The sequence below is a fragment of the Winogradskyella ursingii genome (assembly GCF_013403975.1).
In the GTDB taxonomy this organism is placed as follows: domain Bacteria; phylum Bacteroidota; class Bacteroidia; order Flavobacteriales; family Flavobacteriaceae; genus Winogradskyella; species Winogradskyella ursingii.
Genome location: NZ_JABFDH010000002.1, coordinates 53932 through 79690, shown reverse-complemented (window position 1 = coordinate 79690; position 25759 = coordinate 53932). Strand labels below are relative to the sequence as shown.

Genomic DNA, 25759 nt, shown 5'->3' with positions numbered 1-25759 from the left:
TTAATAGCACTATGGAAAATAAAAAAGAACTTAGAAACTGGTTAGACGCATTTAAGCTTAACCATCCATTGGTAATAGCAGGTCCTTGCAGTGCCGAAACTGAAGAGCAAGTTTTAAAAATAGCACATAAATTAAAGGACAGTGATGCAACGGTTTATAGAGCAGGAATTTGGAAACCGAGAACCCGTCCAGGAAATTTTGAAGGCGTAGGAGCTTTGGGGCTAAAGTGGCTTCAAAAAGCTAAGGAAGAAACTGGCATGATGATTACTACTGAAGTTGCCAATGCCAATCACGTGGAGCTGGCTCTTAAACACGATGTAGATATTCTATGGATTGGAGCAAGAACAACCGTTAGTCCATTTATTGTTCAGGAAATTGCGGATGCTCTAAAAGGAACTGATAAACCTGTTCTGATTAAGAATCCTGTTAATCCAGATTTATCCCTATGGTTAGGTGCCGTTGAGCGTTTTTATACTAATGATATTAATAATTTGGGTGTAATTCATAGAGGTTTTTCTACTTATGAAAAAACACGATACAGGAATAATCCAGAATGGCAGATTGCGGTAGATTTACAGAATCGTTTTCCAGATTTACCATTAATACTAGACCCTTCTCATATTGCTGGTCGTCGTGACATAATTTTTGAATTATGTCAGACAGCCTTAGATCTAAACTACGATGGATTAATGATAGAAACACATCACGATCCTGACAATGCCTGGAGTGATGCTGCCCAACAAATTACTCCTGACGATTTAGTTAAATACACCGAGGATCTAAAAATTCGTAAAGAAGTTGGTGAGGCTACAGAATTTAAAAACAAAATAAACACGCTAAGAACTCAGATTGATGTGATTGACCATCAATTAATTGAAATGATGGGCAAACGTATGAATATAGCCGACGATATAGGACAGCTCAAAAAAGAACATAATGTTGCGGTACTACAATCTAAACGTTGGAATGAGATTTTGGGTAAAATGATTCTTCAAGGTGATGAGAAAAACTTAAGTGAGGAATTTATTCTTCGTGTATTTAAGGCCATCCACCAAGAGTCGATTAACCATCAAGAAAAGATTATTAATAATTAATCGCATTTAAACGTTAGATATACTATGTCATTTTGGGCATAGTCGAAAAATAACATGCTTTTCGGCTATGCTCAATTTTGCTATAATGGCATTTGCAACTTACTTTTCACGCTTAAAAGTGTAACGCGTCACAAAAATTCCTTGACCGTCACCTTCACCACTGTCACTTTCCACGGCACTGTTTATAAACATTAATTCCCAGCCTTCGTTAGCCATTGCAGTTAGTTTAGAACTTACAACAGCGTCATTTGCGACAATATTCTGAAAGCGAATACCAGCAATATTATAAAAGTTAAGCAATTTGGTTTCTTCAAAATCCTTGACCCTAATGTTACTACGTTTAGATTTGTTTCTTTCATCATCATCGTCTGAGCGCTCAGAAGTAAATTCTTCAAAATTACGATCTTCGTTAGACGAAATAAGCCTTGATCTTCCTAGTCCACTAGGCACAATAGATTCGACAGCGGTTATTACCTTGTATTCTGTTTGAGCGGCAGGTTCTTCATCATTAATAAAAGAGAAAGAAAAAAAGCCTGCAACCACTAATCCGGTAATGAGTAAAATTTTTTTCATGTGTTTTTTCTGATTTAAGATTATAGTTTTAAAATTAACATATTTTGGTTTAAAATCGTTTCTTTGTTGTAGTCTAATCTGATTGAATGACAGGTACAGTTTACAAATCTACAGGTAGTTGGTACACCGTTAAGAACCTAAATGGCAAATTTTACGAGTGCCGCATAAAAGGCCGATTTAGGTTGGAGGGCATTAAAAGTACCAATCCTATTGCCGTGGGCGATAAGGTTGAGTTTGAGCTAGAAACTAAAAATAATACTGAAACGGGAGTCATAAATCGCATTGAAGAACGGAAAAATTATATCGTTCGGAAATCGGTGAACCTGTCCAAGCAAACGCATATAATAGCAGCTAATATAGACCAGGTTTTTCTGTTGGTGACCATTAACAACCCACCCACATTTACGAGTTTTATAGATCGTTTTTTAGTAACAGCAGAGGCTTATGGTATTGAAACTGTTTTGCTATTCAATAAGATTGACGCTTATGACAAAGCTACATTGCTCGAAGTAAAAAACCTCACTAATCTGTACAGAAAAATTGGTTATGAATGTATTGAAATCTCAGCAAATACAGGAGAAAATATCGAGATGGTAAAGCAATTGATGGAGGGTAAAGTAAGTATGTTTGCAGGTCATTCAGGAGTGGGTAAATCTACATTGGTAAATGTCATTGAGCCATCTTTAGATTTAAAAACAAAGGCAATTTCAGATCAGCATATGCAAGGACAGCACACCACAACATTTGCCGAAATGTTCGATTTAAGTTTTGATGCTAAAATTATAGACACACCTGGTATTAAAGGGTTTGGAGTTGTGGATATGGAGAAGGAAGAAGTGGGAGATTATTTTCCGGAGTTCTTTGCATTAAAGCAAGACTGTAAATTTAACAATTGCATCCATGTCAATGAGCCCAAATGTGCTGTAAAAGAAGCTTTGGATAACGATGAATTACCTCACACTAGATACCGAAGTTATCTTCAGATCTTGGAGGGTGAAGATGAACACTATAGAACTGATAACTGGGATAGCGAATGAGAATAGTTTTGCAGAGAGTTTCTGAAGCCTCAGTTGAGATCGATAACCAAAAAGTGGCAGCTATTAAGACAGGTCTTCTGGTTTTGCTCGGAATTGAAAAAGAAGATACGCAAGATGATATCGATTGGTTGTGCAAAAAAATTGTTAATCTTAGGATTTATCCTGATGAGAAAGGTGTAATGAATGTTTCTCTAAATGATTGCAATGGTGATATTATTGTTGTTAGTCAATTTACCCTTCATGCGAGTACAAAAAAAGGTAATCGTCCGAGCTATATCAAAGCGGCTAAGCCTGATATTGCCATTCCGTTATACGAGCAGTTTATTAGTCAACTTCAAAGTGAGCTGGGTAAAACCATACAGACAGGAGAGTTTGGAGCAGATATGAACGTGCATTTGGTTAACGACGGTCCAGTAACCATTATTATAGACTCAAAAAATAGAGAGTAATGGCATCAATTTTCGGTCATGGGTTAGTGGCATACACAGCGACAAAAGTCATAGATCAAAAATCTAATAAACTTTTAATGTATTTGGCCATAGGATCTGCGATGTTGCCAGACTTAGATGTTATAGCTTTTAGATTAGGTACTGATTATCTTCACCCTTTAGGTCATCGTGGTTTTACACATTCTATTTTGTTTGCCACAGTTTGGGGAGGTTTAATTTCATTAATATTTTTTAAGGATAGAAAGTATGTTGCTTTCCTAGTTCTGTTTATATCAACTATGTCACACGGTATTCTTGATGCCATGACCACAGGAGGCGAGGGTGTTGGGTTTTTTATACCATTTGAAAATTCGAGATATTTTTTTTCATTCAGAGAAATTAGAGTATCTCCAATTGGCATCCGTAGATTTTTTTCAGAATGGGGATTAAAAGTTATATTAAGTGAATTAAAATTTATAGCAATACCATGTTTTGTGCTACTATCGGTTAACTATTTTGGCAGAAAAAGAACTGAAACTAAGCAATAAACTGCATTTGGTCGTATATTTTATTACTTTAAAAGGTAGGAAAGTACTTTGGTAATCCAATAATTGGGTGGATTAGATTTACTTTTTATATTGTAAGTCCTAATCTAAGCTTAAATTTTATGTCGAAAATTCCTTCGAGGGTTCTATGCCTGCTATTCTTATTCCAGATTTTCTCATTTGCACAAACAGACAACGATTATATTTCTTCTAAAACACCTTTTGAATTAATACCAAAAGCAAATGCCGTAGTGCGTTACGAAAAACAGGTTGTTGAAGTTTCTGCTTACAATAGGATGCATGTTACTACAAAACGAGTTGTTACAGTTTTTAATAAATATGGGGAAAGACATCATGATGCCTTTGAGCATTATAATAATAATATTAAAATTAAAGATCTCGAAGTTCGAATTTTTGATGCATCTGGCCAGGAAATAAAAAAAGTAAAATCTCGAGATTTTAATGATGAGAGCGCAGTAAGTGGCGGTACTTTGTATTCAGACTTTAGAGTAAAATATTTGGATTATACACCAGTTAACTATCCCTATACAATAGAATTTTATTCTGAAGTAGAGCAGAGGAGTACAGCCTTTGTCCCAGAATGGAATCCAATAGATAGTTACTATTTATCGGTACAACATTCAGAATATGAGTTAATCAACAACTCGGATGTCGAAATAAAAGCAAAGTCTCAAAATTTTGAAAACTTCAATGTAGAAACTAATGGAAAACACCACGTGGTGGCAAAAAATCTAAAGGCCATCAAACCTGAAGAATACAGCCCTAATATTTCTGAGATGACGCCAAGACTCAAGTTGGCCTTAACTCAATTTGATATGGAAGGTGTCGAAGGGGTAAACAACACATGGGAAGATTTCGGAAAATGGATGTATAACAATTTACTCATGGGTACGGATGAGTTGCCACAAACTGCAATTAATGACGTAAAGGCTTTGACAGAGGGAGTAGAAGATAAGTTAGAGCGTGCCAAACTGGTCTATAAGTACATGCAAGACAAAACCAGATATATTAGCGTCCAAGTTGGTATTGGAGGATGGAAACCAATGTTGGCCAATGAGGTGGACCGGTTGGGTTATGCGGATTGTAAGGGTTTAACTAATTATACAAAAGCGCTATTAGAAGCCGTGGATGTCCCTTCTTATTATACCGTAGTTTATGGAGATACCGATTTAAAAAATATAGATAAGGATTTTTCAGTAACCGAAGGCAATCATGTTATTTTGTGCTTACCAAATGAAGAAGAAAACATTTTTCTTGAATGCACGAGCCAAACAAACCCTTTCGGTTTTACTGCTGGTTTTACAGACGATAGGGATGTGCTTTTGATCACGCCAGAAGGTGGCAAAATTGTACATACCAAGTATTATTCTGAAGAGGAGAGCAAGCAACTTACGGATGCATTAATCAATTTGAATGAAAATGGTGGCTTTACTGCGGAAGTGAAAATTGAAACAACGGGTTATCAATATGGTCTGCATGAAGGCCTCGAAAATCAAAACGTTAGAGATCAAAAGATGTACTATAAGAACTATTGGGATAACATTAATAGTTTAGACATTGGCGAAATGATCCTCGAAAATGACAAAGAGAATATTGTCTATACCGAAAAAATAGCAGTTAATGCCACTAGTTATGCTTCAAAAACAGGAAATAGACTTATTCTACAGCCTAACATGTTCAATAAAATTTCTGCTGTACCTCCTCGCTACGAAAATCGGCAATCAGATTTTAAAATTACAAGAGGATTTACAGATATTGATGAGTTTATAATCAAAATACCAGAAAACATGAAGGTTGAAGCCATGAACGATAATGAATCCATAGAAACTAAATTTGGTAGTTACAGCTATAACATCGAACCATTAGAAGGAAATAAATTAAAATATTCTAGGAAGTACATTATGAAGAAGGGTAATTATGAAAAAGATGACTATATGAAATTTAGGGAATTCAACAAAAAAATTGTTAAGGCAGATAATGCCAAAATCGTCTTAATATCCATCTAACCAATCTAACAATCAATCACTTTTTAACATGAAAAATCTTTACATCACAATGTGCTTATTATTTAGCACTACCATTATTAATGCCCAAGATTACAAATTTGGTAAAGTCTCGGAAGTAGAACTTGCTGAAACAGTACACCCTTTGGACTCATCTGCAAATGCAGCTATATTGTACAAAGAAGAAACCATTAGTTTTACTTACACTAAAGAAGACGGTTTTATGCAAGAGCGCGAGGTCCATGAGAGAATTAAGATTTACAATAAAGAAGGTTATGATTGGGCTACAAAAAAAATATACTTATATAAAAGTAAGGCTGGCGCGAATGAAAAACTAAGAGGTCTTAAAGGTTATACCTACAATATCAAAGAAGGTAAAGTCGATGAGGACAAGTTGAAAAAAGATGGGATTTTTGAAGAGCAATTTAACGAGTATCTAGAGCTTACTACCCTCACCATGCCTAATATTAATGACGGATCGGTTATAGAATATACTTATAAAATTGTCTCGCCATTTCTGCAAATAGACGATTTGTACTTCCAGGCACTTATTCCAACTAACAAATTAGTCATGTCAATTGCGACTCCTCAGTATTATCAATATGACAAACAAATGAACATTCAGGCGTTTTATTATCCTAAGATTAAAGAGGGTAGGGATAATAGGACATTTACTTCAACTAATACAAATAGAGGTGAAGGTTTTACAGCTACAGGCACATCATTTTCACAATCCAAAAGTGAATATTTCGACAATACGATAAAAATCGATGAAGAAAATATTCCAGCTGTCAGAGCTGAGGCTTTTGCAGGAAACATTGATAATTATTTGTCTAAAATGAGTTTAGAGCTATCCGCTATCCTGACTCAAATTGGCACTGTTGAAAAGGCTCTGTCTTCCAATTGGGAAAAGGTCTCAAAAACTATTTATGATTATGATTCTTTTGGAGGTGAATTGTCGAGACATAATTTTTTTAAAAAAGATTTGCCTTCTGTTTTGGGTGGTGCAAGCGAACCGTTCGAAAAAACAGCAGCGCTTTTTAATTACGTAAAGAGTAAAGTAAAATGGAATGGCAACAACGGATACACAGCACAAAAAGGAATAAAAAATGCATATAAGGAAGGTGTGGGCAATGTTGGAGACATCAATTTATTATTAATAGCTATGCTTAAATCTCAAGGTATAGAAGCAAATCCCGTATTGGTAAGTACTAAAAATAATGGGATTCCACTTTTTCCAACAAGAAATGGGTTTAATTATGTGGTATGTTTGGTACAAGATGGTGAGAATGCAGTATTGCTTGACGCAACAGAACCATATTGTGCACCTAATATATTACCTGTGAGAGCCCTTAATTGGCAAGGAAGGATTGTAAAAGAAAACGGAACATCTGGTTGGATTCCACTGAGACCATCTAACATTTCTAACACATCCACAATGCTCAACGTTACACTAAACGATGATGCTTCTGCAGCAGGTAAGGTAATGCAAGGTTTAACTTCACATACTGCTTTGAATTACAGACAACGCTATACATCTATGAGTTCAGATGACCATAGAAAAGCAATTGAAAAAAATAAAGGTGCAATAGAAATAAGCGATTTGGCAATGGAAAACTCTAAACAAATTATGGAACCTTTAAAATTGTCGTATAATTATGAGTTGCCTGATGCTGTCGATGTTATCGGTGATAACATATACCTTACGCCCTTGCTTTTCATGGCAGATAAAGAGAGTCCGTTTAAATTGGATAAAAGAAATTATCCTATAGATTTTGTAACCCCATTTAATGATAAATATTTGGTGAATATTAAATTGCCAGAGAATTACGTTGTAGATTCAATGCCGCAAAGTGAAATTATAGAGTTTAATAATGGTATAGCAACATACAGTTTTATCGGAAAACAAAATGGATCTTTTCTCCAGTTTAATATCACATTAGAATTAAATAATTCTTTAATTGATCCTGCAGATTATGAAATCTTCAAGGATTTTTATGAAAAAATCATACAAAAACAAGCTGAACAGGTTGTTCTAAAAAAGAGCTAGAATGAATATTAAAAATGCCCAAAAAGAAGTAGATATATGGATTAAAGAGCATGGTGTCCGTTACTTTAACGAGCTTACCAATATGGCACAACTCACTGAAGAGGTGGGTGAAGTTGCTCGCATTATCGCACGACGTTATGGAGAACAAAGCGAAAAGGAAAGCGACAAAGACAAAGACCTGGGAGAGGAATTGGCAGATGTAATGTTTGTAGTTTTATGTCTGGCGAATCAAACAGGTATAGATTTACAGACCTCATTTGATAAAAAGATGGAAAAAAAAACAAAACGAGACCACGATAGACATCATAATAACGAGAAATTAAAGTAATTTTGTTCCCGCTTCGGCGGGAATCTTTTTTATATGAATATTACGCTTCAAAAATCAACAATCCATAAATCATCGGCAGTAGAAATAACGGGTTCAAAGAGCGAGTCTAATCGTTTACTTTTACTTCAGGCCTTATATCCAAATATTAAAATTGAAAATCTTTCAAATTCAGATGATTCAGTTTTAATGCAAAAAGCTATTAAAACGGGTAGTGACTTTATAGATATTCATCATGCTGGTACTGCGATGCGCTTTTTAACAGCTTATTTTTCAATTCAGGAAGGCAGGGAAATCACAATTACGGGTTCCTCAAGAATGAAAGAGCGTCCAATTAAAATCTTGGTTGATGCATTAAAAGCGCTAGGTGCAAAAATCGAATATTTAGAGAATGAAGGTTTTCCTCCCTTGAAAATTCAGGGTACAAAATTGGCAAAAAATAAAGTTAGTCTGGATGCAAATGTCAGCAGTCAATATATTTCAGCCTTACTTCTTATTGCTTCAAAATTAGATAACGGATTAGAAATTCAACTTAACGGAAAAATCACTTCAGTGCCATACATTAAAATGACATTGAGCTTGTTGAATGAAATAGGAATTGAAACTAATTTTAAAAAAAACACAATTATAGTTAAACCAATTATTGATAAAGTTGAACCAAAAACTTTGATCGTTGAATCCGATTGGTCATCTGCATCTTACTTTTACAGTATCGTAGCTTTAAGTGCTGTTGCAACTGAAATAACACTTTCATCCTATAAAAAAGAGAGTTTACAAGGCGATTCGGTCTTGGCTGAGATTTATAAGAATTTTGGTGTTGAAACTAATTTTGAAGACAATCAAATTAAATTAACAAAAGTTGAAAAGGACAATCTTTCAAATTTAAATTTCAAATTAAATGATGCGCCAGACATTGCACAAACTATTGCAGTTACTGCATTCGGTTTAGGTGCAGAATGTAAAATGACAGGTCTGCATACTTTGAAAATAAAGGAAACCGACCGACTTATTGCCTTAAAAACCGAATTGGAAAAATTTGGTGCACAAGTAGATATAACTGATGAGAGTTTGCACCTCAATTCATCTCAAACAATCAATAACAAAATCTCGGTCGCGACATACAATGATCACAGAATGGCAATGGCTTTTGCGCCCTTGGCTCTAAGAACAAATTTAATCATCGAAAAAGGTGATGTAGTGAGTAAATCCTATCCAGAATTTTGGGAAGATTTGAGCACAATAGGATTTCAAGTAAAATAAACGCTCATTTACTTGACAACCCCTATCTTGAGATTGTATATTTGCAACTTCTAAAAAATTAAGACATTACCTATGAAATTATCAAACTTTAGTTTTGACCTTCCAGACGAATTATTAGCTGAGCATCCCGCAGAACATAGAGACGAAGCCAGATTGATGGTTTTAAACAGAGAAAAACAAACCATAGAGCACAAGCTTTTTAAGGATGTTATCGACTATTTTGACGAAGGTGATGTAATGATTTTAAACAATACAAAAGTATTTCCGGCGCGCTTATTTGGTAATAAAGAGAAAACGGGTGCACGTATTGAAGTGTTTTTATTAAGAGAATTAAACCAAGATCAGCGTCTCTGGGATGTATTAGTAGATCCAGCACGTAAAATTAGAATTGGTAATAAGTTGTATTTTGGTGAAGATGAGACATTAGTAGCAGAAGTCATCGATAACACTACATCTAGAGGGCGTACTTTGCGTTTTTTATATGATGGTTCATACACAGACTTTAGAAGAAAACTAACAGAGCTTGGTGAAACACCACTTCCAAAATATATTAAAAGAGATGTAGAGCCAGAAGATGAAGACCGTTACCAAACTATATTTGCTAAGAATGAAGGAGCGGTAGCAGCACCAACGGCTGGTTTGCATTTTTCTAAGCATTTATTAAAACGATTGGAAATTAAAGGTGTTGAAACTGCTGAGGTAACTCTTCATGTTGGCTTAGGAACATTCAATCCTGTTGAAGTTGAAGATTTGTCTAAGCATAAAATGGATAGCGAAGAAATCGTCATCACAGAGCAAGCTGCTGCTAAAGTAAATAAAGGTATTGAAAACAAGAAGCGTGTATGTGCTGTTGGTACTACCTCTATGCGAACCATTGAGAGTTCAGTATCATCAGGTGGCAGGTTAAATGCTTTTGAGGGCTGGACCAATAAGTTTATTTTTCCACCATATGATTTTAGCATTGCTAATTGTATGATTACCAATTTTCATACACCTAAGTCAACTTTGTTGATGATGACATCTGCATTTGCTGGTCACGATTTCATGAAAAAAGCATACGAAGAAGCCGTAAAAGAAAAGTATAAATTCTATTCTTATGGTGATGCCATGCTCATTATATAATTATCGAAATATAATAAATCTTAAAGCCTCTTAATTGAGGCTTTTTTATGCAATCAATTATTATATGCTAAGACGCATCTATAAAAATTCATAGATTACAAGTCTAAGCAAATTTTAAATTTTATGCCATTACGCATAAAATCGAACTAAACAATACATTTCACTACTTTTGCATTCAATGGAAGTAAAAAAGAAAGACATACGGGCACTTACCAAAGAACAACTGCGAGAATTTTTCGTGAAACAAGGTGATAAGGCTTTTCGTGGAAATCAAGTCTATGAGTGGATATGGAAAAAAGGAGCACATGGTTTTGAGGATATGACCAATGTTTCATTGCAAACACGTCAAATGCTTCAGAATAATTTTGTGATTAATCATATAAAAGTAGATCAGATGCAACGTAGTTCTGACGGTACTATAAAAAACGCCGTTAGACTTCATGACGATTTAATAGTAGAATCCGTTTTAATCCCTACAGCAACAAGAACAACGGCTTGCGTATCTTCACAAGTAGGATGTAGTCTGGATTGTAAATTCTGTGCCACAGCTCGTTTAAAGCGTATGCGAAATCTCAATCCGGATGAAATTTACGACCAAGTAGTCGCCATTGATAACGAAAGTCGTTTATACCATAACAGACCGTTGAGCAACATCGTATTTATGGGAATGGGAGAACCGTTGATGAACTATAATAATGTATTAAAAGCCATAGAAAAAATTACATCACCCGAAGGGTTGGGAATGTCACCAAAACGTATTGTAGTGTCAACTTCAGGTGTGCCTAAGATGATTAAAAAAATGGCAGACGACGAGGTGAAATTCAAGCTTGCTGTATCGCTGCACTCAGCAATTGATGAGGTGCGTACTTCTATAATGCCTTTCAATTCAACATTTCCTTTAAAAGACTTAAGAGAGGCTTTAGAATATTGGTATGCCAAAACCAAAAATAGAATTACCTATGAATATGTAGTGTGGGAGGGTATTAATGATAGTCGTAAGGATGTGGATGCCCTAGTGGAATTCTGCAAATTTGCACCGAGCAAGGTCAATTTAATCGAGTACAATCCAATTGATGACGGCCAATTTCAACAAGCTAATCCAAAAGCATTGGATATGTATGTGAGTGTTCTTGAAGCCAATAATATTACGGTTACTGTAAGACGCAGTAGAGGAAAGGATATCGATGCCGCTTGTGGGCAGCTGGCAAATAAAGGATAAATGGTTTTAGAAGTTTATATTTGTCTTAGCATACGATTCTAGTTAGATGAAAATTACCGAACAGATTAAACAACCCATCGCATACGAGATGGAACTTTTTGAACAAAAGTTTCAGCTCGCAATGTCAAGTAAGGTCGCACTTCTCAATAGGATTACACATTACATTGTCAATAGAAAAGGCAAGCAAATGCGGCCAATGTTCGTTTTTTTGGTGGCCAAAATGATGAATAACGGCGAAGTGAGCGATCGTACTTACAGAGGGGCTTCGGTTATAGAGTTGATACATACAGCAACCTTGGTACACGATGATGTAGTAGACGATAGCAACAGACGTCGTGGATTTTTCTCCATTAATGCCCTTTGGAAAAACAAAATTGCGGTACTTATCGGAGACTATTTGCTGTCTAAAGGACTTCTGCTTTCAATAGATAACAATGACTTTGACTTGTTAAAAATTATCTCGGTTGCCGTTCGTGAAATGAGTGAGGGAGAGCTGCTTCAAATTGAAAAAGCTAGACAATTAGATATTACAGAAGATATTTATTATGATATCATCAGACAAAAAACGGCAACACTTATTGCGGCTTGTTGCAGTTTAGGTGCCGCTTCGGTAAAACCAAATTCATCAGATGTGGAGGCTATGCGGAAGTTTGGCGAACTTATTGGTATGGCATTCCAGATTAAAGATGATTTGTTTGATTATGGGGAAGAAGCTATTGGAAAACCAACAGGTATCGATATCAAAGAACAAAAGATGACGCTTCCACTCATCTATGTTCTTAACAATTGTTCTAAAAAAGAAAAATCATGGCTTATCAATTCAGTAAAAAACCATAATAAAGACAAGAAACGCGTTAAGAAAGTCATTTCTTTTGTTAAAGAAAAAGGTGGTTTAGAATATGCTGTTTCAAAAATGAAATCTTTCCAAGAAGAAGCACTCAATCTACTATCCCATTATCCTGAATCACAATACAAAGCCTCGCTTAAGCTCATGGTAGATTATGTGATTGATAGAAAAAAATAATCTTTTTTAATATTTCCCTTGAGATGACTTTAAGCGTATTTTTAGAGTAAAAATTCATAATTATTTTATTGAAAAAAAGTAACACTCTGAAAATAAAACCTTAAAAATCAGATAATTAAAAAATTTATTAATTATTTTTCTCGTTCCAGACAACCATTAGTCCAATATTTGCGTCTATATAAATAGAAGGTCAAGTGTAATTTATGCAATGAAAGTTATTCAACTTCATAAAAACGAAACAAAACTCATACAAAGAGCTGCGAAACAAAATCGTGAAGCACAACATGTGTTGTACGAGTTGCACGCGCCTAAAATGCTAAGTATTTGCAGATATTATATTAAAGACGTGCATCAGGCAGAAGAGGTGATGCTGAATGGATTTTTCAAAGTATTCAAAAATTTAAAGTCATTCCGAAGCGAAGGCAGTTTTGAAGGTTGGATAAGAAGAATCATGGTAAGAGAGGCCATTTCATATTTAAGGCAAAAAAAGCGGATTGAATTTGCAACGGAAGATGAGTATTTAGAAAAGGATTACAGCAATAATATCAAAACTAATATTGAAGTAGCGGAAATCCAGCAGCTCATCGACAGCCTTCCGGAAGGTTACAAAATGGTTTTTGTCATGTATGCGATTGAAGGTTACAAACATCAAGAAATTGCAGACCTACTAAAAATCACAGAAAGCACATCAAAGTCGCAATTATTTAAAGCACGACAAATGCTTCAGACTAAAATTAAAGAACTTAATAACACCAGTTATGGCACCAATTAAATTTGAAGAACAAATAAAAGATAAGCTCGAAAAGCGGAGCCTATCACCATCGTCCGATAGCTGGTCTAAGTTGGCCAATAGATTGGAAGCAGAAGAAAAGCCAACTAAAAACCCGTGGTTTTGGTGGTTGGGCATGGCGGCTGCAATTGTAATAATGTTTACGGTTTCATATCAGTTTTTTGGTTCAGGCGAGTCAGAATCCGGTCTGCCTATTCTTGTAGAAGAACAAAACGAAGAGAAAAAGAATTCAACTCTAAATAAAATTGAAACTATTGAATTGGCAAACGAAGCAGAACCAAAAGTTGAAATACCTCAAGAGCAAAAAACAACCGAGGAACCAGAAATAATAGAATATAAATCGACAATTCAGACTAATAAAAAGGAAAGGATACAACTAGCTTCAAATGCTGTTGAAGAAGAAAAAATGAATGAAAAAATCGAAGCTAAAAAACAATCAGTTTTAAACGAAGATGAGTTGTTAATGAGAAGAGCAGTGGCATCTGCACTAGAGGATTTAAAATCCGAAAATACTGGAGTCACAGATAGAGAAATAGACTCATTATTAAAACTGGCAAGTCAAGAGCTTTTAATGGATAAGCAACTCAAAGAATCTGCACAATCAGTAAATGCTGAAGCACTGTTGCAAAGTGTAGAGGATGAAATGGGCCAATCATTTAGAAGTCGAGTTTTTGATGCCTTAAAGACAAGTTTTGAGACGGTAAAAACTGCAGTTGCTGAGCGGAATAATTAAAATCTCTTGAAAACGGGATCTCATAAAAGAGAAGATACAATGTCACACTAAGCGCGGTCACTGAGGTACCCGAAGTATGGTAACTGAGGCTCTCAAAGCGGCATTTTAATAGAATTAGATAAAATTTTCATCAATAATCATTAATCAAAAAACGAACAATTATGAACACAATTACAAGAATCGCAGTGTTTCTAATGATTTCATTAGTTACTGTAAATGTACAAGGACAGGAAAAGAAAATAGATTCTACCTCGGTAGCGGAAATCAGCTATGAAATTGAAATCCTTCAAAAAGAAAAACAGAAAATCGAAGCCGAGGAACGGGAAGCACTGAAAAAAGAAATTAGTGCGATAAACAGAAGGTTGGATCAAAAAGAGATTACTGCTGCCCAAGCAGAAGAACTTAAAAAAGAAGCAGCAAAAAAGAGAGCAGCAAATATTGAAAACCGATTAGCAATAATTGATAACAAGATTGCTTTATTGGTTAGAAATAAGGATAATAAGGTTGGAAATAACAACTACGGAGATTCTTTTGTTATTAGAATTGGGGGAAGTGAAGATCACAGCGATAGTTTTATTTATTTAGGAAAACGGTCTGATGACAAACCTAGAATTTATGACAGGCGTACCACAACCGATGTTGTCTTTGCAATTGGTTTTAATAATACCTTAATTGACGGTCAATCAATAGATGATTCCCCATATAAATTAGGTGGTTCAGGATTTGTAGAACTCGGATATGCTTGGAAGACAAGGGTTTTTGATAACTCTAATTTCTTACGTTTAAAGTATGGATTTTCAATACACTGGAATAAGTTGGATATAAAAGACAACAACTATTTTGTGAACAACGATGGAGATATAACCCTTGAGGAATTTCCACTGGATCTAAAAAAAGCAAAATTCAGAACAACTAATTTAGTGTTTCCGCTTCATTTTGAATTTGGGCCTTCAGAAAAAATTGAACGTGATACTTATTTCAGATATTCGACACGTAAAAAGTTTAAAATGGGTCTTGGTGGCTATGCTGGCATTAATTTGGCGCACAGACAAAAACTAAAATATTCTGAAGATGGTAATCGTGAAAAAGATAAGCAGCGTGGAGGTTTTAACGTCAACGAATTTATATATGGTCTTAGTGGTTATGTGGCTTTTGGAGACACAGCTGTTTATGTGAAATACGATCTTAATCCTTTGTTTAAGGACCAAGCAATTGAACAAAACACCATTTCCGTAGGTTTGAGATTTGATATGGACTAACCAACCAATATTTTCAGTGTTAATTGGCCTTAGCTTTTTTAGCTAAGGCTTTTTATTTTTTTATATTTCAGCAAATTAAATTTTACCTTAATTTTACAGACTTGTCATTCCTGCAAAGACAGGAATCCATTATGTTGTCAAATTCATTAAAAAATTTCTGCCTTCGTAGGAAATAGTATGATCACACAGAACACCATAGCCAAAGTTTTTGAAACCTCTCGAGTAGAAGAGGTCATCGGTGATTTTGTGCAGCTAAAAAAATCAGGAAGTAATTTTAAGGGCTTGAGTCCATTTACGGATGAGCGTTCACCAAGTTTTATGGTGAGTCCTGTAAAACAAATTTGGAAAGACTTTTCAAGTGGTAAAGGTGGTAATGCCGTCAGTTTTTTAATGGAGCATGAACATTTTACTTATCCAGAAGCTATAAAATATCTCGCCAAAAAGTACAATATTGAAATTGAAGAAACAGAAAGAAGCGATGAGGAAAAGGAGCAGGCGAACGAACGCGAAAGTCTCTACTTAGTCAGTGAATATGCAAATGAGTATTTTCAAAAAATACTTCATAAAACAGACCAAGGTAAATCGATTGGTCTGAGCTACTTTAAGGAGCGAGGTTTTACAGAGGAAACTATTGAAAAGTTTCAATTGGGATATGCACTAGACGAGTGGCAGGCCTTTACAGATGAGGCATTAGGCAAAGGCTATAAGTTGGAGTTTTTGGAGAAAACAGGTCTCACAATTGTTAAAGGAGAGAAGCGTTTTGATAGATTCAAGGGTCGCGTTATGTTTCCTATTCATAGTATGAGCGGAAGGATATTAGGCTTTGGAGGAAGAATTCTTGTAAACGATAAAAAAGCGGCAAAATATCTTAATTCACCTGAAAGTGAAATCTATCACAAAAGCAAGATTTTATACGGTTTGTATTTTGCCAAGCAAACTATAGCAAAGGAAGATAATTGTTTTTTGGTTGAAGGTTACACGGATGTTATTCAATTTTACCAAACTGGTATCGAAAATGTAGTGTCTTCTTCGGGTACGGCATTGACTCCAGATCAAATTCGTCTAATAAATAGGTTAACAAATAACATAACGGTTCTTTTTGATGGTGATGCAGCTGGGATTAGGGCGTCCATTAGAGGTATTGATTTAATATTGGAACAGGGAATGAATGTGAGAGTTTGTATGTTTCCTGATGGTGAAGATCCTGATAGTTTTGCCAAATCTAACTCTTTAACGGAACTTAAGGATTATCTTGAGGAAAATGCCATGGATTTCATCCAGTTTAAAGCATCTTTATTAGTAAAAGAAGCTTCTAATGATCCAATTAAGAAGGCTGAGACTATAAGGGAAATTGTAAACAGTATTTCCAAAATTCCAGATCAGATTAAGCGTGAGGTATATGTTCAAGAATGCGCACGGATCATGGATATTAGCGAAAATGTTCTTTTTAATACTTTGGCGCAAATCAATAAAAAAGATGCACTAGAAGCCAATAAACAGTTCAAACAAGAGCAAAAAGCATTTGAAGTTGTAAAAAACGAACAACCAAAACGGAAAATTGATGTTCAATATGAATTGGAACGTAAAATCATTGAAATTTTAATGCTTTACGGAGATAGGAAAGAGCAATTTGAAGATTTAATTTTGAAAGAAGACGAAGCTTCGGGCGATTTACTTTTAGAGCCAACCGTCCACGAAACCCGTGTTTTTGAAAAAATATATTTAGATCTCCAAGAAGACGAAATGCAATTTTCCAATGAAAAATTTAAAGCTCTTTATTATAGCATCATTGACAGGTTAAATCAAGATGAAAATTTTTCTACTAAAGATTTTATAAATCAATTAGACCAAGAGTCGGCTAGTATGGTTACTGGTATTTTAATGGAAGATGAAAAATACCGATTGCACGATTGGCAACGCAATCAGATCATACCCAAACAAAAGGAACATACAATTTCGCAGTTGGTAAGTCAGACTATCTTGAGTTTGAGATGTAATTTAATAGATAAAAAAGTGGCAGAATATAAAAATGATACGCTGCGGGAAGAATCAGATTCTAGAACTATAATAGAAGATGTAAAAGACTACGTAGGTCTCAAAATGCTACTATCTCGTAAATTAGGTAAAGTTATTGGCGGTTAATTTAATTATGCCGTAAGGTTGTGGTGTTTGGCTTGATGAATCAAGTCCACAATATTATTTACATTCAGTTTTTTAAACAATCTGGCCTTATAGGTGCTAACTGTTTTTTCGTTGATGTCTAATTCTTCAGCAATTTCTTTGTTTTTTCTTCCGATGGAAAGTAGCTTTAAAACTTCGACCTCTCGGGTAGAAAGCTTTTTGAATAATCGACTTCTACTTTTACGCGTATCTTCATATCTCAAATGCTTATCCATTTTGTCGCTAAGAGATACGTCTCCACCATGAATCTTGCGTACTGCTGTCTCAATTGCTTCAGTACTAGCAGCCTTATTTAGATATCCGGAAGCACCAGCTTTTAACGTGCTTATAGCATAAATTTCCTCAGGTTGATGACTAAACATGAGTACGTTGATGGATTGATTTTCTTTCTTTATGGCACGTAAAGCCGTAATTCCATTGAGTTCGGGTAGATCTACTTCAGAGATAATTACATCGACTTTATTTTGTCTGATAAAATCAAATATTTCTATTCCACTGCCCAGTGTGCCGACGACTTTGAAATCTGGCTTACTATTAAGAAAAAGTTCTAGGCCAGTTCTCACAATAGGATGATTGTCCACAATCAGAATTTGTATCATGATAAATGGTTTTTTTTGGTTTGTTAGTTCAGTAAAAAAATAAGCAAACGCTATCTAGGGGAGATTTGTTAAACAAAAATAACGAAATTCTAACATAACTAAATATTTATTCGATAAAATGCAACATTTATTTTAATTTGTTGGGAATTTCGCAAATTGGTATTGGAATCATCTTGTGTTTGTTTGATGAGTTGTAGCGCATAAATATTTCAAAAACTTCACGTTTTCTGCCCTTAAAGTCATCAGCTGATTTTCCTTCGTCTTTCATTTGCATTGCCCATTCCAGTTCAGGATACGAGGCTCCTATCTGATCTTCGTCACTTCTCGCATCACCAAATAGCCCATCACTTGGTGCCGCTTTCATAATCGAATCAGGCACCTCGAGATTCTGGCCTATTTCATAAACTTCAGACTTTAACAAATCTGCAATTGGACTTAAATCCACACCTCCATCACCATATTTGGTGTAAAAGCCAACACCAAAGTCTTCCACTTTGTTACCTGTTCCCGCAACCAATAGACCTTTGAGACCTGCATGATAGTATAGTGTTGTCATTCTTAGTCTTGCTCTTGTGTTAGCAAGTGCCATATCCACTGTGGTTTGTTTTCCTTCTAAACTGACTTCGGTTTTAAATTCTTCAAAAACTGGGGTTAAATCTACACGACTGTCTGACACGTTTGGGAAACGTTTTTTAAGATTAGTAATGTGTTCTTGTGCTCTAGTAACGTGACTTGCCGCCTGATGAATCGGCATTTCCAAGCATAGCAAATCCAATCCGGTTTTTGCACAAAGGGTTGAGGTTACTGCCGAATCAATTCCTCCAGATATACCAATCACAAAACCGTTGACTTTGGCATTAGTGGCATATTCTTTTAACCAATTTACAATATGATTTACAACCTTTTCTGTTTGCATAATTTTTGATCATTTAACACAAAGAAGTGTACCTTTGCATAACAAAAATAACGGAAAGCAGTTAACATTAAAAATGTTTTGTTGTAAGCCTATGAGAATTTATTTTATTTTATTATTTGGGTTGTGTTTACTCTCTTGTGATAATGACTCAAAACTTGCGGAAGAAATTAGTGCGATTGATGTCGATTTTAACATTGAGCGCTTTGATACTGCTTTTATGGAAGCGAATCCGGAGGATTTACAAGATTTAAAAAACCAATTTCCGTTTTTGTTTTCTAAACGTGTGCCAGATTCAGTTGTAATAGCAAAAATGAACGATACGCTTCAGGTTGAATTGCTAAATGAAGTGAAATCTAAATTTACTAATCTAAATGAAACAAAAGATCATTTGGAAAGCTTATTTCAACACCTCAAGTATTACGAGAAGACTTTTGAAGCACCGAGGGTAGTAACATTGACCAATGATGTGGATTATAGAAACAGTGTCATTGTGAACGATTCTTTGGTTTTAATTGCTTTGGATAACTATTTGGGAAGTGAACATAAATTCTACCAAAGTTTCCCAAAATATATCACGGAAAATATGACGAAGCAACAGATCATCGCAGATGTCGCAGAGGGTTATGCTAATCAATACGCTTATCAAACTAACAGAAAGACCTTGTTGGATGAAATGGTCTATTTTGGCAAATTGCTCTATTTTAAAGATGTCATGACACCATTTTTATCTGATACAGAAAAAATAGGTTATACCAAAAAACAGTTAGAATGGGCTAAAGCCAATGAAAGTTCAATTTGGAGCTATTTTATAGAGAAAGAACTATTGTACAGCTCAGATAATAAATTGTCGGCACGCTTTATTGCTAATGCACCATTTTCTAAATTCTATTTGGAAAAGATAGATAATGAATCGCCTGGACGATTAGGCCAATATTTAGGTTGGCAAATTGTGAGAGCTTATGCTATAAATTCAGGTAAGGATATCATGGAAATTATGCAAACTGAACCCGAATTTCTTTTTAATAAATCAAAATATAAACCGAGAAAATAATGTCCAAAACCATAACATCTAAAATTGAACTGAATGTAGAACTCGACGAAAACCGAGTGCCAGAGAAACTAAAATGGTCTGCCCAAGATGGCGGCATTGACAATGAAGAAGCTAAAGCATTAATGTTATCTGTATGGGACAGCAATGCTCAAGAAACCTTAAAGATTGATCTTTGGACTAAAGATATGCCGGTTGATGAAATGAAACTTTTCTTTCATCAGACTTTGGTCACTATGAGCGATACATTTTTAAGGGCTACTCAAGACGAAAAAATGACCGCAACTATGAAAGATTTTTGCGATTATTTTGCCGAGAAGTTAGAACTTAAAAAACAGTAAATTATAATGCTCTTGAATGTTTGGTCGATTCAAAATAAGGGTAGGAATTGAAACTTTCATCTGAATCTCTCGAAGTTCTGAAATCTTTGTTTATACGTTTAAATTTCAAGAAACTTCTGGTGTCATAAACCTCCAATATCGTAAGCTCATTAAATTTTCCGTTTTTTGATTTGAGGTCCAATTGGTGCTGCTCTATAAGTCTTTCAACATTTTTTATATCAGCAAATTTAGTCACTTTGCGTGAACTATGACCATTGTTAATCATGTTGATTACCCAATAAGCAGTTCGTATTTTTTCAGGGGTTTTTTCTGTTCTACCTTTATCAACAAATGTGGTAGATAATTCATCTTTGTTTTCGTTTGTCAGTATGCTGTTTTTAGTATCGAGAATCTCATTCTCTTTAATCAGGTCGTCACTCTCTAAAGTTTGCGTTTCATCATTTTTATTCTGAGCTGTTTTTGCAATTAATGGCACAACATCAAGATTTACGAAATTTCTAGATTCATTTAATTTTGCCAACGCCGGTGTCGTTTTAATGATATCATGACGTAGTAGCGTTATAATAACATGTTTGTCCCTAAGTTTTACTTCAGTAACAAATCTACCCACAGGTACTTTGTTTAAAGGAATTATAGTGGAATTTTTTTGAACGATGAAGCTTTGTTGAAAATCACTATTAAAGATATTTACTTTATCGATCTTTCTTTCTCCTTCTAAAATTAAGCTGTCGCCTGAAATATTGAGCCGGTGCTTTAATTCATTGGCATCAATATTAACGTTTTGGATTAATGTAGATTTTTGACCATAAACAAGTGAGGTCAATAGCAGGATTGCTATAGTATACAGTAGTTTCATAAGTAGGTTTTTTTTGTTTTTGGGAAACAATTAAATAACGACATTCCTAATAGGATATGTAGCTATTTAAAATCAAAATTAAGGGCAAAGATTTTGTCATAACCAAGATTTAGATACAATGCTAAATTATTCGGTTAATAGGTAAGGTGTTTCGACAAAAAACCAAAATTAGGTGCCAAGGTGGAACGTCTGAATTCTTAAATTGTTTATTGTGATGGTTTCGGTTTGTCTTATTTTATTTTAAAATTGTCTTGATGTTGTATCAATATTATGGGGTGGGAAAGAGTTCAGTAACTTACTGTGAGAATCACTGGTTAACTTTGAATCCTGAATGTCTCTAGTTTTAAAGATATTTTTTTCTTCAAAATGGATGGTTTAATTTTATTAAATTAGCCTATGTGAAAAATACTATTTGGCGTTATTATTACACTGATTATTCTTTTTACCTTCAAATACTGTGGAGATAAAAACGAAGATAAAATTGAGCTCAAGGAGCATTCAGCGCTCATTCAAGAGCAAGTTAAAAATGTTGGTAAACTAATTGTGACCGAAGGCCATTTTAGTGAAGTTTTCAGCTATAAAAACTCAAAGGCGTTATTCGGGAATTTTATTGAAGTTGAAAAGAAAGCTTTAGTGGTCGTAAATGCTGATGTCACTGTGGCTTATGACTTAAGTAAAATTGAATATGAAATTGATGAAACTACCAAAACATTACGAATTTTAAGCATTCCTAAAGAAGAAATAAAAGTCAGTCCAGACTTGGAATATTACGATGTACAGGCAGATTATTTAAACCAGTTTGAAGCCAAGGATTATAACGATATTAAGAATACGGTTAAAAAACAACTGATGAAAAAAATTGAAGCATCAGATCTAAAATCCAACGCGGAAAATAGATTGATTAGCGAACTATCAAAATTCTTTATTCTAACCAATTCCTTAGGTTGGACCTTAGAATACAACCAAGCACCAGTTGAAAGTCTTGAAGGGCTTCAAAATATCGGGATTTTAAAAGATTGACAAATGATTAGAGTTTCTTCTTCACGCTAACCCATCCTCCACCGTTAATAGCATTAATATTATTAAGATTCAAAAATTTTGAAGCTTTAGCAGAACGTACTCCGCTAGCGCAACAGGCTATAACGGGTTTATTTAATTGTTTAACTTCATCAACACGATTATTTAATTCGCCCAATGGTATATGTATCGAGTTTTCTATATGTCCTGCATCCCATTCCCGTTGACTTCTCACATCTAAAATAACTGCTCCATTCTCAATATATTCTTCAACTTTTCGCTTCTTAGTACCAAATAGATATTCCAAAAATCCCATAGTTTCTTTTTGGTTAAATTTACAAATTACAATTTGAAAACGATAGTGAATTTTATATTCCCTTTCCTCAGGAAAGGGTTAGGGATAGGATGAAAAAGGTAACCAGAAAAGAGGAAATTATTAAGACTGCCGCCAAACTTTTTAAAGAAAAAGGCTACAGTGCTGTAACTATGAGGGATTTAGCTTCGGCAATGGGTATCAAAGCAGCGAGTCTTTACAATCATATCAATTCAAAACAAGATATTCTCAAAGCTATTATAATTGAAGTTGCGGAAGATTTTACCCATGGAATGAGGGCGATTATAGCTTCGGAACAGTCTAACATTTCAAAACTTAAAAAAGTTGTAGAACTTCACGTCAGCATATCATCTAATAATACCAATGGAATAGCAGCGTTAAATAACGATTGGATGCATCTCGAAGATCAACTAGAGTATTATTTGAAGCTTAGAAATGAATATGAAGCCAATTTTCTATCCATAATAGAACAAGGAATTTCAGCAAATGAAATAAAAAATAGTAATCCTGAAATTATTATGTTTTCCATGCTTTCAACGTTGCGTTCACTTTACTTGTGGATTCCTAAAAAGGATACACTTAATTCAAATGAACTAGCCAACGGCCTAAGTGAGATTCTCATTGAGGGAATTAACATCTAATTAAGAATATTATTTTGTATATTTGCTACACAAACTAACAAGTGTTAGTTTGTTCAGTAAGATTAAGTTAAATCAGATAACAATTCTCTTTCTTTAGGAAAGGGTTAGGGATAGGAATGGCAGAATTTCACAAGTTAAAAATTGCAGATTTATATAAGGAGACCGATGACACTTCTGTAATTGAATTTGAAATTCCTCCGGCATTAAGAGAGGAATTCAAATTTCGTCAAGGTCAGCACTTAACGCTTAAGGCAGATATCAATGGTGAAGACGTGCGTCGATCATATTCATTATGCTCAAGTCCTATTGAGAATAAATTGAAAGTTGCTGTAAAACTGATTCCTGGAGGCAAATTTTCAACTTTCGTTAATGAAGAGCTGGAAGCTGGTGACACCATAGAGGTTATGACACCAAGTGGTACATTTGGTGTAGAAGTTAGTTCAGAAAAATCAAAGAATTATCTCTTTTTTGCAGCAGGAAGTGGTATAACGCCAGTGTTATCAATGATAAAATCGCATTTAGCACAAGAGCCAAATTCAACTTGCAAGTTGTTTTATGTGAATAAAACAGCAAAATCCATTATCTTTAAAGAAGAATTGGAGCAGTTGAGAAACAGGTATTTCGGAAGACTTGAGATTTATTATTTTCTCACTAAGGAACGACGTGATATTGATTTGTTCAATGGGCGATTTGATGATGAAAAGATGAAACTGCTCACCAACACGTTCATTGATATTCCGGACACGAGCGAAGTCTTTCTATGCGGTCCCGAGCAAATGGTAGAATATGTAAGTAACTATTTGGTCGAAGCAGGATTACCAAAAGAATTGGTTCATTTTGAGCTGTTCGTAAAAGGACTTTCGGATGAAGATATTAAAAGAGCAGAAAGGTTAGCGCAGCAAAATGTTGAAGGTACAGAAGTCACCATTGTAGATGGAGGAAAGGAGTTCGCCTTTACAATGACAAAGGATTTCGATAACATTCTCGACGCTGCTTTAAACGCAGGAGCAGATTTGCCTTTCGCCTGTAAAGGTGGCGTTTGCAGTACTTGTAAATGCGAAGTAAAAGAAGGAAGCGTAGAAATGAAAATAAACTACGCCTTGGATGAAAAAGAAGTAGGTCAAAACTTGGTATTAAGCTGTCAGGCCGTACCAACAACCGATAAAGTGGTTGTGGATTTTGATGTTTAATTGTAATGATTTGTCATTCCTGCGTAGGCAGGAATCCATAATAAATCAAAAAATATAAGTATCAGTTCCCTGTCCTTTGGAAAGGGTTAGGGATAGGAAAAAAATTAAAGTTCAACACGCTAAAGGCTAAAAGCCAATAGCTAAAAGCTAAAAATTATGAGTGAAGAACAAATAAAAAATTTAGAAGAACAGTTCGAAGCACGTATAGCACGTGACGAAAAAATCGAACCTAAAGATTGGATGCCAGAAAAGTATCGCCAAACGCATATTCGTCAAATGTCCCAACACGCGCATTCCGAAATTGTAGGTATGCTTCCAGAAGGTAATTGGATCACAAGAGCACCGTCGTTAAGACGAAAAGTGGCTTTGCTGGCCAAGGTTCAAGATGAAGCCGGTCATGGCTTATACTTATACTCTGCAACTGAAACTCTAGGGATTTCCAGAGATGAAATGTATGAGCAACTACATACAGGCAAAGCAAAATACTCTTCAATATTCAATTACCCAACAGTTACTTGGGCAGATATGGGAGCTATAGGTTGGTTAGTAGATGGTGCAGCAATTATCAATCAAGTACCATTATGTAATACATCTTACGGACCCTATGCACGTGCGATGATTCGTGTATGTAAAGAAGAAAGTTTTCACCAACGTCAAGGTTATGAAATCATGATAAAGTTGGCTAATGGAACTCCAGAGCAAAAAGAAATGGCTCAGGATGCATTGAACCGTTGGTGGTGGCCAAGTCTTATGATGTTAGGTCCAACAGATGCAGAATCTATCCATACGGAGCAATCCATGAAATGGAAATTAAAGCGAAAATCCAACGATGACTTACGTCAACAGTTCATTGACCAAACAGTACCACAAGCAGATTTAATCGGACTTACGATTCCAGATCCAGACTTAAAATGGAATGAAGAACGCGGTAGTTACGATTTTGGTGAAATTGATTGGGACGAATTCTGGCAAGTTGTCAAGGGTCATGGTCCTATGAACAAAGAACGTATGAAAGCAAGAGTCGGTGCTTGGGAAGAAGGTGAATGGGTCAGAGATGCAGCAATGGCTCATGCCGAAAAGAAACAAAACAGAAAAGAAAAAGAAGCGGTTTAATTATCCAGCAAGGTTTTTAAAACCTTGTAGGTATTTAGCA

At 35.0% G+C, this 25759-nt stretch carries 26 protein-coding genes; 21 read left to right on the top strand and 5 right to left on the bottom strand.

Features of this window, described 5'->3' with window-relative positions:
- Positions 1–11 precede the first annotated feature (11 nt).
- Positions 12–1094 carry a bifunctional 3-deoxy-7-phosphoheptulonate synthase/chorismate mutase type II gene (locus HM983_RS04185; protein WP_179344152.1) on the top strand — a complete coding sequence of 361 codons (1083 nt, stop codon included), beginning with the start codon at positions 12–14 and terminating at the stop codon, positions 1092–1094.
- 99 nt (positions 1095–1193) lie between these two features.
- On the opposite strand, the gene HM983_RS04180 is transcribed toward HM983_RS04185, so the two are convergent.
- Positions 1194–1667: a hypothetical protein gene (locus tag HM983_RS04180; protein ID WP_179344151.1), complete on the bottom strand. Its 474-nt coding sequence runs from the start codon at positions 1665–1667 to the stop codon at positions 1194–1196.
- Between the two features lie 86 nt (positions 1668–1753).
- Between HM983_RS04180 and rsgA the strand changes: the two genes are divergently transcribed.
- From rsgA to dnaG, 14 genes are all read left to right on the top strand, one after another.
- On the top strand, positions 1754–2704 hold the full coding sequence (gene rsgA, locus HM983_RS04175; RefSeq protein WP_179344150.1) for a ribosome small subunit-dependent GTPase A: 951 nt from the start codon (positions 1754–1756) through the stop codon (positions 2702–2704).
- On the top strand, positions 2701–3153 hold the full coding sequence (dtd, locus tag HM983_RS04170; protein ID WP_179344149.1) for a D-aminoacyl-tRNA deacylase: 453 nt from the start codon (positions 2701–2703) through the stop codon (positions 3151–3153). The genes rsgA and dtd overlap by 4 nt, the downstream gene beginning before the upstream one ends.
- Complete coding sequence (locus HM983_RS04165) at positions 3153–3680, top strand: metal-dependent hydrolase (RefSeq protein WP_179344148.1); 528 nt, start codon at positions 3153–3155, stop codon at positions 3678–3680. The genes dtd and HM983_RS04165 overlap by 1 nt, the downstream gene beginning before the upstream one ends.
- A gap of 119 nt (positions 3681–3799) precedes the next feature.
- Entirely contained in the window at positions 3800–5704 is a 1905-nt protein-coding gene (locus HM983_RS04160) for a DUF3857 domain-containing protein (protein ID WP_179344147.1), read from the top strand.
- Positions 5705–5732: 28 nt separating this feature from the next.
- Positions 5733–7751 (top strand): DUF3857 domain-containing protein, encoded by a 2019-nt coding sequence (locus HM983_RS04155; RefSeq protein ID WP_179344146.1) that lies wholly within the window; start codon positions 5733–5735, stop codon positions 7749–7751.
- Position 7752: 1 nt separating this feature from the next.
- On the top strand, positions 7753–8079 hold the full coding sequence (locus HM983_RS04150; RefSeq protein ID WP_179344145.1) for a nucleotide pyrophosphohydrolase: 327 nt from the start codon (positions 7753–7755) through the stop codon (positions 8077–8079).
- A 33-nt stretch (positions 8080–8112) separates the two neighbouring features.
- Positions 8113–9336, top strand: a complete 1224-nt coding sequence (locus HM983_RS04145) for a 3-phosphoshikimate 1-carboxyvinyltransferase (RefSeq protein WP_179344144.1) — start codon at positions 8113–8115, stop codon at positions 9334–9336.
- Positions 9337–9408: 72 nt separating this feature from the next.
- On the top strand, positions 9409–10458 hold the full coding sequence (gene queA / locus HM983_RS04140; protein WP_179344143.1) for a tRNA preQ1(34) S-adenosylmethionine ribosyltransferase-isomerase QueA: 1050 nt from the start codon (positions 9409–9411) through the stop codon (positions 10456–10458).
- A gap of 178 nt (positions 10459–10636) precedes the next feature.
- Positions 10637–11677, top strand: coding sequence for a 23S rRNA (adenine(2503)-C(2))-methyltransferase RlmN (rlmN, locus tag HM983_RS04135; protein ID WP_179344142.1), 1041 nt, complete (start codon positions 10637–10639; stop codon positions 11675–11677).
- Positions 11678–11723: 46 nt separating this feature from the next.
- On the top strand, positions 11724–12701 hold the full coding sequence (locus HM983_RS04130) for a polyprenyl synthetase family protein (protein ID WP_179344141.1): 978 nt from the start codon (positions 11724–11726) through the stop codon (positions 12699–12701).
- A 208-nt stretch (positions 12702–12909) separates the two neighbouring features.
- A complete protein-coding gene (locus HM983_RS04125) occupies positions 12910–13473 on the top strand; it encodes an RNA polymerase sigma factor (RefSeq protein WP_179344140.1) in 564 nt (187 codons plus the stop codon).
- Positions 13460–14224, top strand: coding sequence for a hypothetical protein (locus HM983_RS04120; protein WP_179344139.1), 765 nt, complete (start codon positions 13460–13462; stop codon positions 14222–14224). The genes HM983_RS04125 and HM983_RS04120 overlap by 14 nt, the downstream gene beginning before the upstream one ends.
- A gap of 161 nt (positions 14225–14385) precedes the next feature.
- A complete protein-coding gene (locus tag HM983_RS04115) occupies positions 14386–15483 on the top strand; it encodes a hypothetical protein (RefSeq protein ID WP_179344138.1) in 1098 nt (365 codons plus the stop codon).
- A gap of 177 nt (positions 15484–15660) precedes the next feature.
- Positions 15661–17625, top strand: coding sequence for a DNA primase (gene dnaG, locus HM983_RS04110; RefSeq protein WP_179344137.1), 1965 nt, complete (start codon positions 15661–15663; stop codon positions 17623–17625).
- A 5-nt stretch (positions 17626–17630) separates the two neighbouring features.
- On the opposite strand, the gene HM983_RS04105 is transcribed toward dnaG, so the two are convergent.
- Both HM983_RS04105 and nadE read right to left on the bottom strand, forming a co-directional pair.
- Positions 17631–18263, bottom strand: coding sequence for a response regulator (locus tag HM983_RS04105; RefSeq protein WP_179344136.1), 633 nt, complete (start codon positions 18261–18263; stop codon positions 17631–17633).
- A 127-nt stretch (positions 18264–18390) separates the two neighbouring features.
- The gene (gene nadE / locus HM983_RS04100; RefSeq protein ID WP_179344135.1) at positions 18391–19179 is read right to left on the bottom strand and encodes an NAD(+) synthase; all 789 of its coding nucleotides are present in this window, start codon (positions 19177–19179) and stop codon (positions 18391–18393) included.
- 91 nt (positions 19180–19270) lie between these two features.
- On the opposite strand from nadE, the gene gldB reads away from it, so the two are divergent.
- On the top strand, positions 19271–20230 hold the full coding sequence (gldB, locus tag HM983_RS04095) for a gliding motility lipoprotein GldB (RefSeq protein ID WP_179344134.1): 960 nt from the start codon (positions 19271–19273) through the stop codon (positions 20228–20230).
- The gene (gene gldC, locus HM983_RS04090) at positions 20230–20568 is read left to right on the top strand and encodes a gliding motility protein GldC (protein ID WP_179344133.1); all 339 of its coding nucleotides are present in this window, start codon (positions 20230–20232) and stop codon (positions 20566–20568) included. Before gldB ends, gldC begins: the two co-directional genes overlap by 1 nt.
- A gap of 1 nt (position 20569) precedes the next feature.
- On the opposite strand, the gene HM983_RS04085 is transcribed toward gldC, so the two are convergent.
- The gene (locus HM983_RS04085; RefSeq protein ID WP_179344132.1) at positions 20570–21424 is read right to left on the bottom strand and encodes a hypothetical protein; all 855 of its coding nucleotides are present in this window, start codon (positions 21422–21424) and stop codon (positions 20570–20572) included.
- Positions 21425–21829: 405 nt separating this feature from the next.
- On the opposite strand from HM983_RS04085, the gene HM983_RS04080 reads away from it, so the two are divergent.
- Positions 21830–22444, top strand: a complete 615-nt coding sequence (locus HM983_RS04080) for a DUF4230 domain-containing protein (RefSeq protein WP_317166952.1) — start codon at positions 21830–21832, stop codon at positions 22442–22444.
- A gap of 7 nt (positions 22445–22451) precedes the next feature.
- On the opposite strand, the gene HM983_RS04075 is transcribed toward HM983_RS04080, so the two are convergent.
- Positions 22452–22757, bottom strand: coding sequence for a rhodanese-like domain-containing protein (locus tag HM983_RS04075; protein WP_179344131.1), 306 nt, complete (start codon positions 22755–22757; stop codon positions 22452–22454).
- An 89-nt stretch (positions 22758–22846) separates the two neighbouring features.
- Here HM983_RS04075 and HM983_RS04070 point away from each other — a divergent pair, with 89 nt between their 5' ends.
- From HM983_RS04070 to paaA, 3 genes are all read left to right on the top strand, one after another.
- Positions 22847–23416 (top strand): TetR/AcrR family transcriptional regulator, encoded by a 570-nt coding sequence (locus HM983_RS04070; RefSeq protein WP_179344130.1) that lies wholly within the window; start codon positions 22847–22849, stop codon positions 23414–23416.
- Between the two features lie 116 nt (positions 23417–23532).
- On the top strand, positions 23533–24606 hold the full coding sequence (locus tag HM983_RS04065) for a 2Fe-2S iron-sulfur cluster-binding protein (RefSeq protein ID WP_179344129.1): 1074 nt from the start codon (positions 23533–23535) through the stop codon (positions 24604–24606).
- A 156-nt stretch (positions 24607–24762) separates the two neighbouring features.
- Entirely contained in the window at positions 24763–25719 is a 957-nt protein-coding gene (gene paaA, locus HM983_RS04060; RefSeq protein WP_179344128.1) for a 1,2-phenylacetyl-CoA epoxidase subunit PaaA, read from the top strand.
- Positions 25720–25759 lie beyond the last annotated feature (40 nt).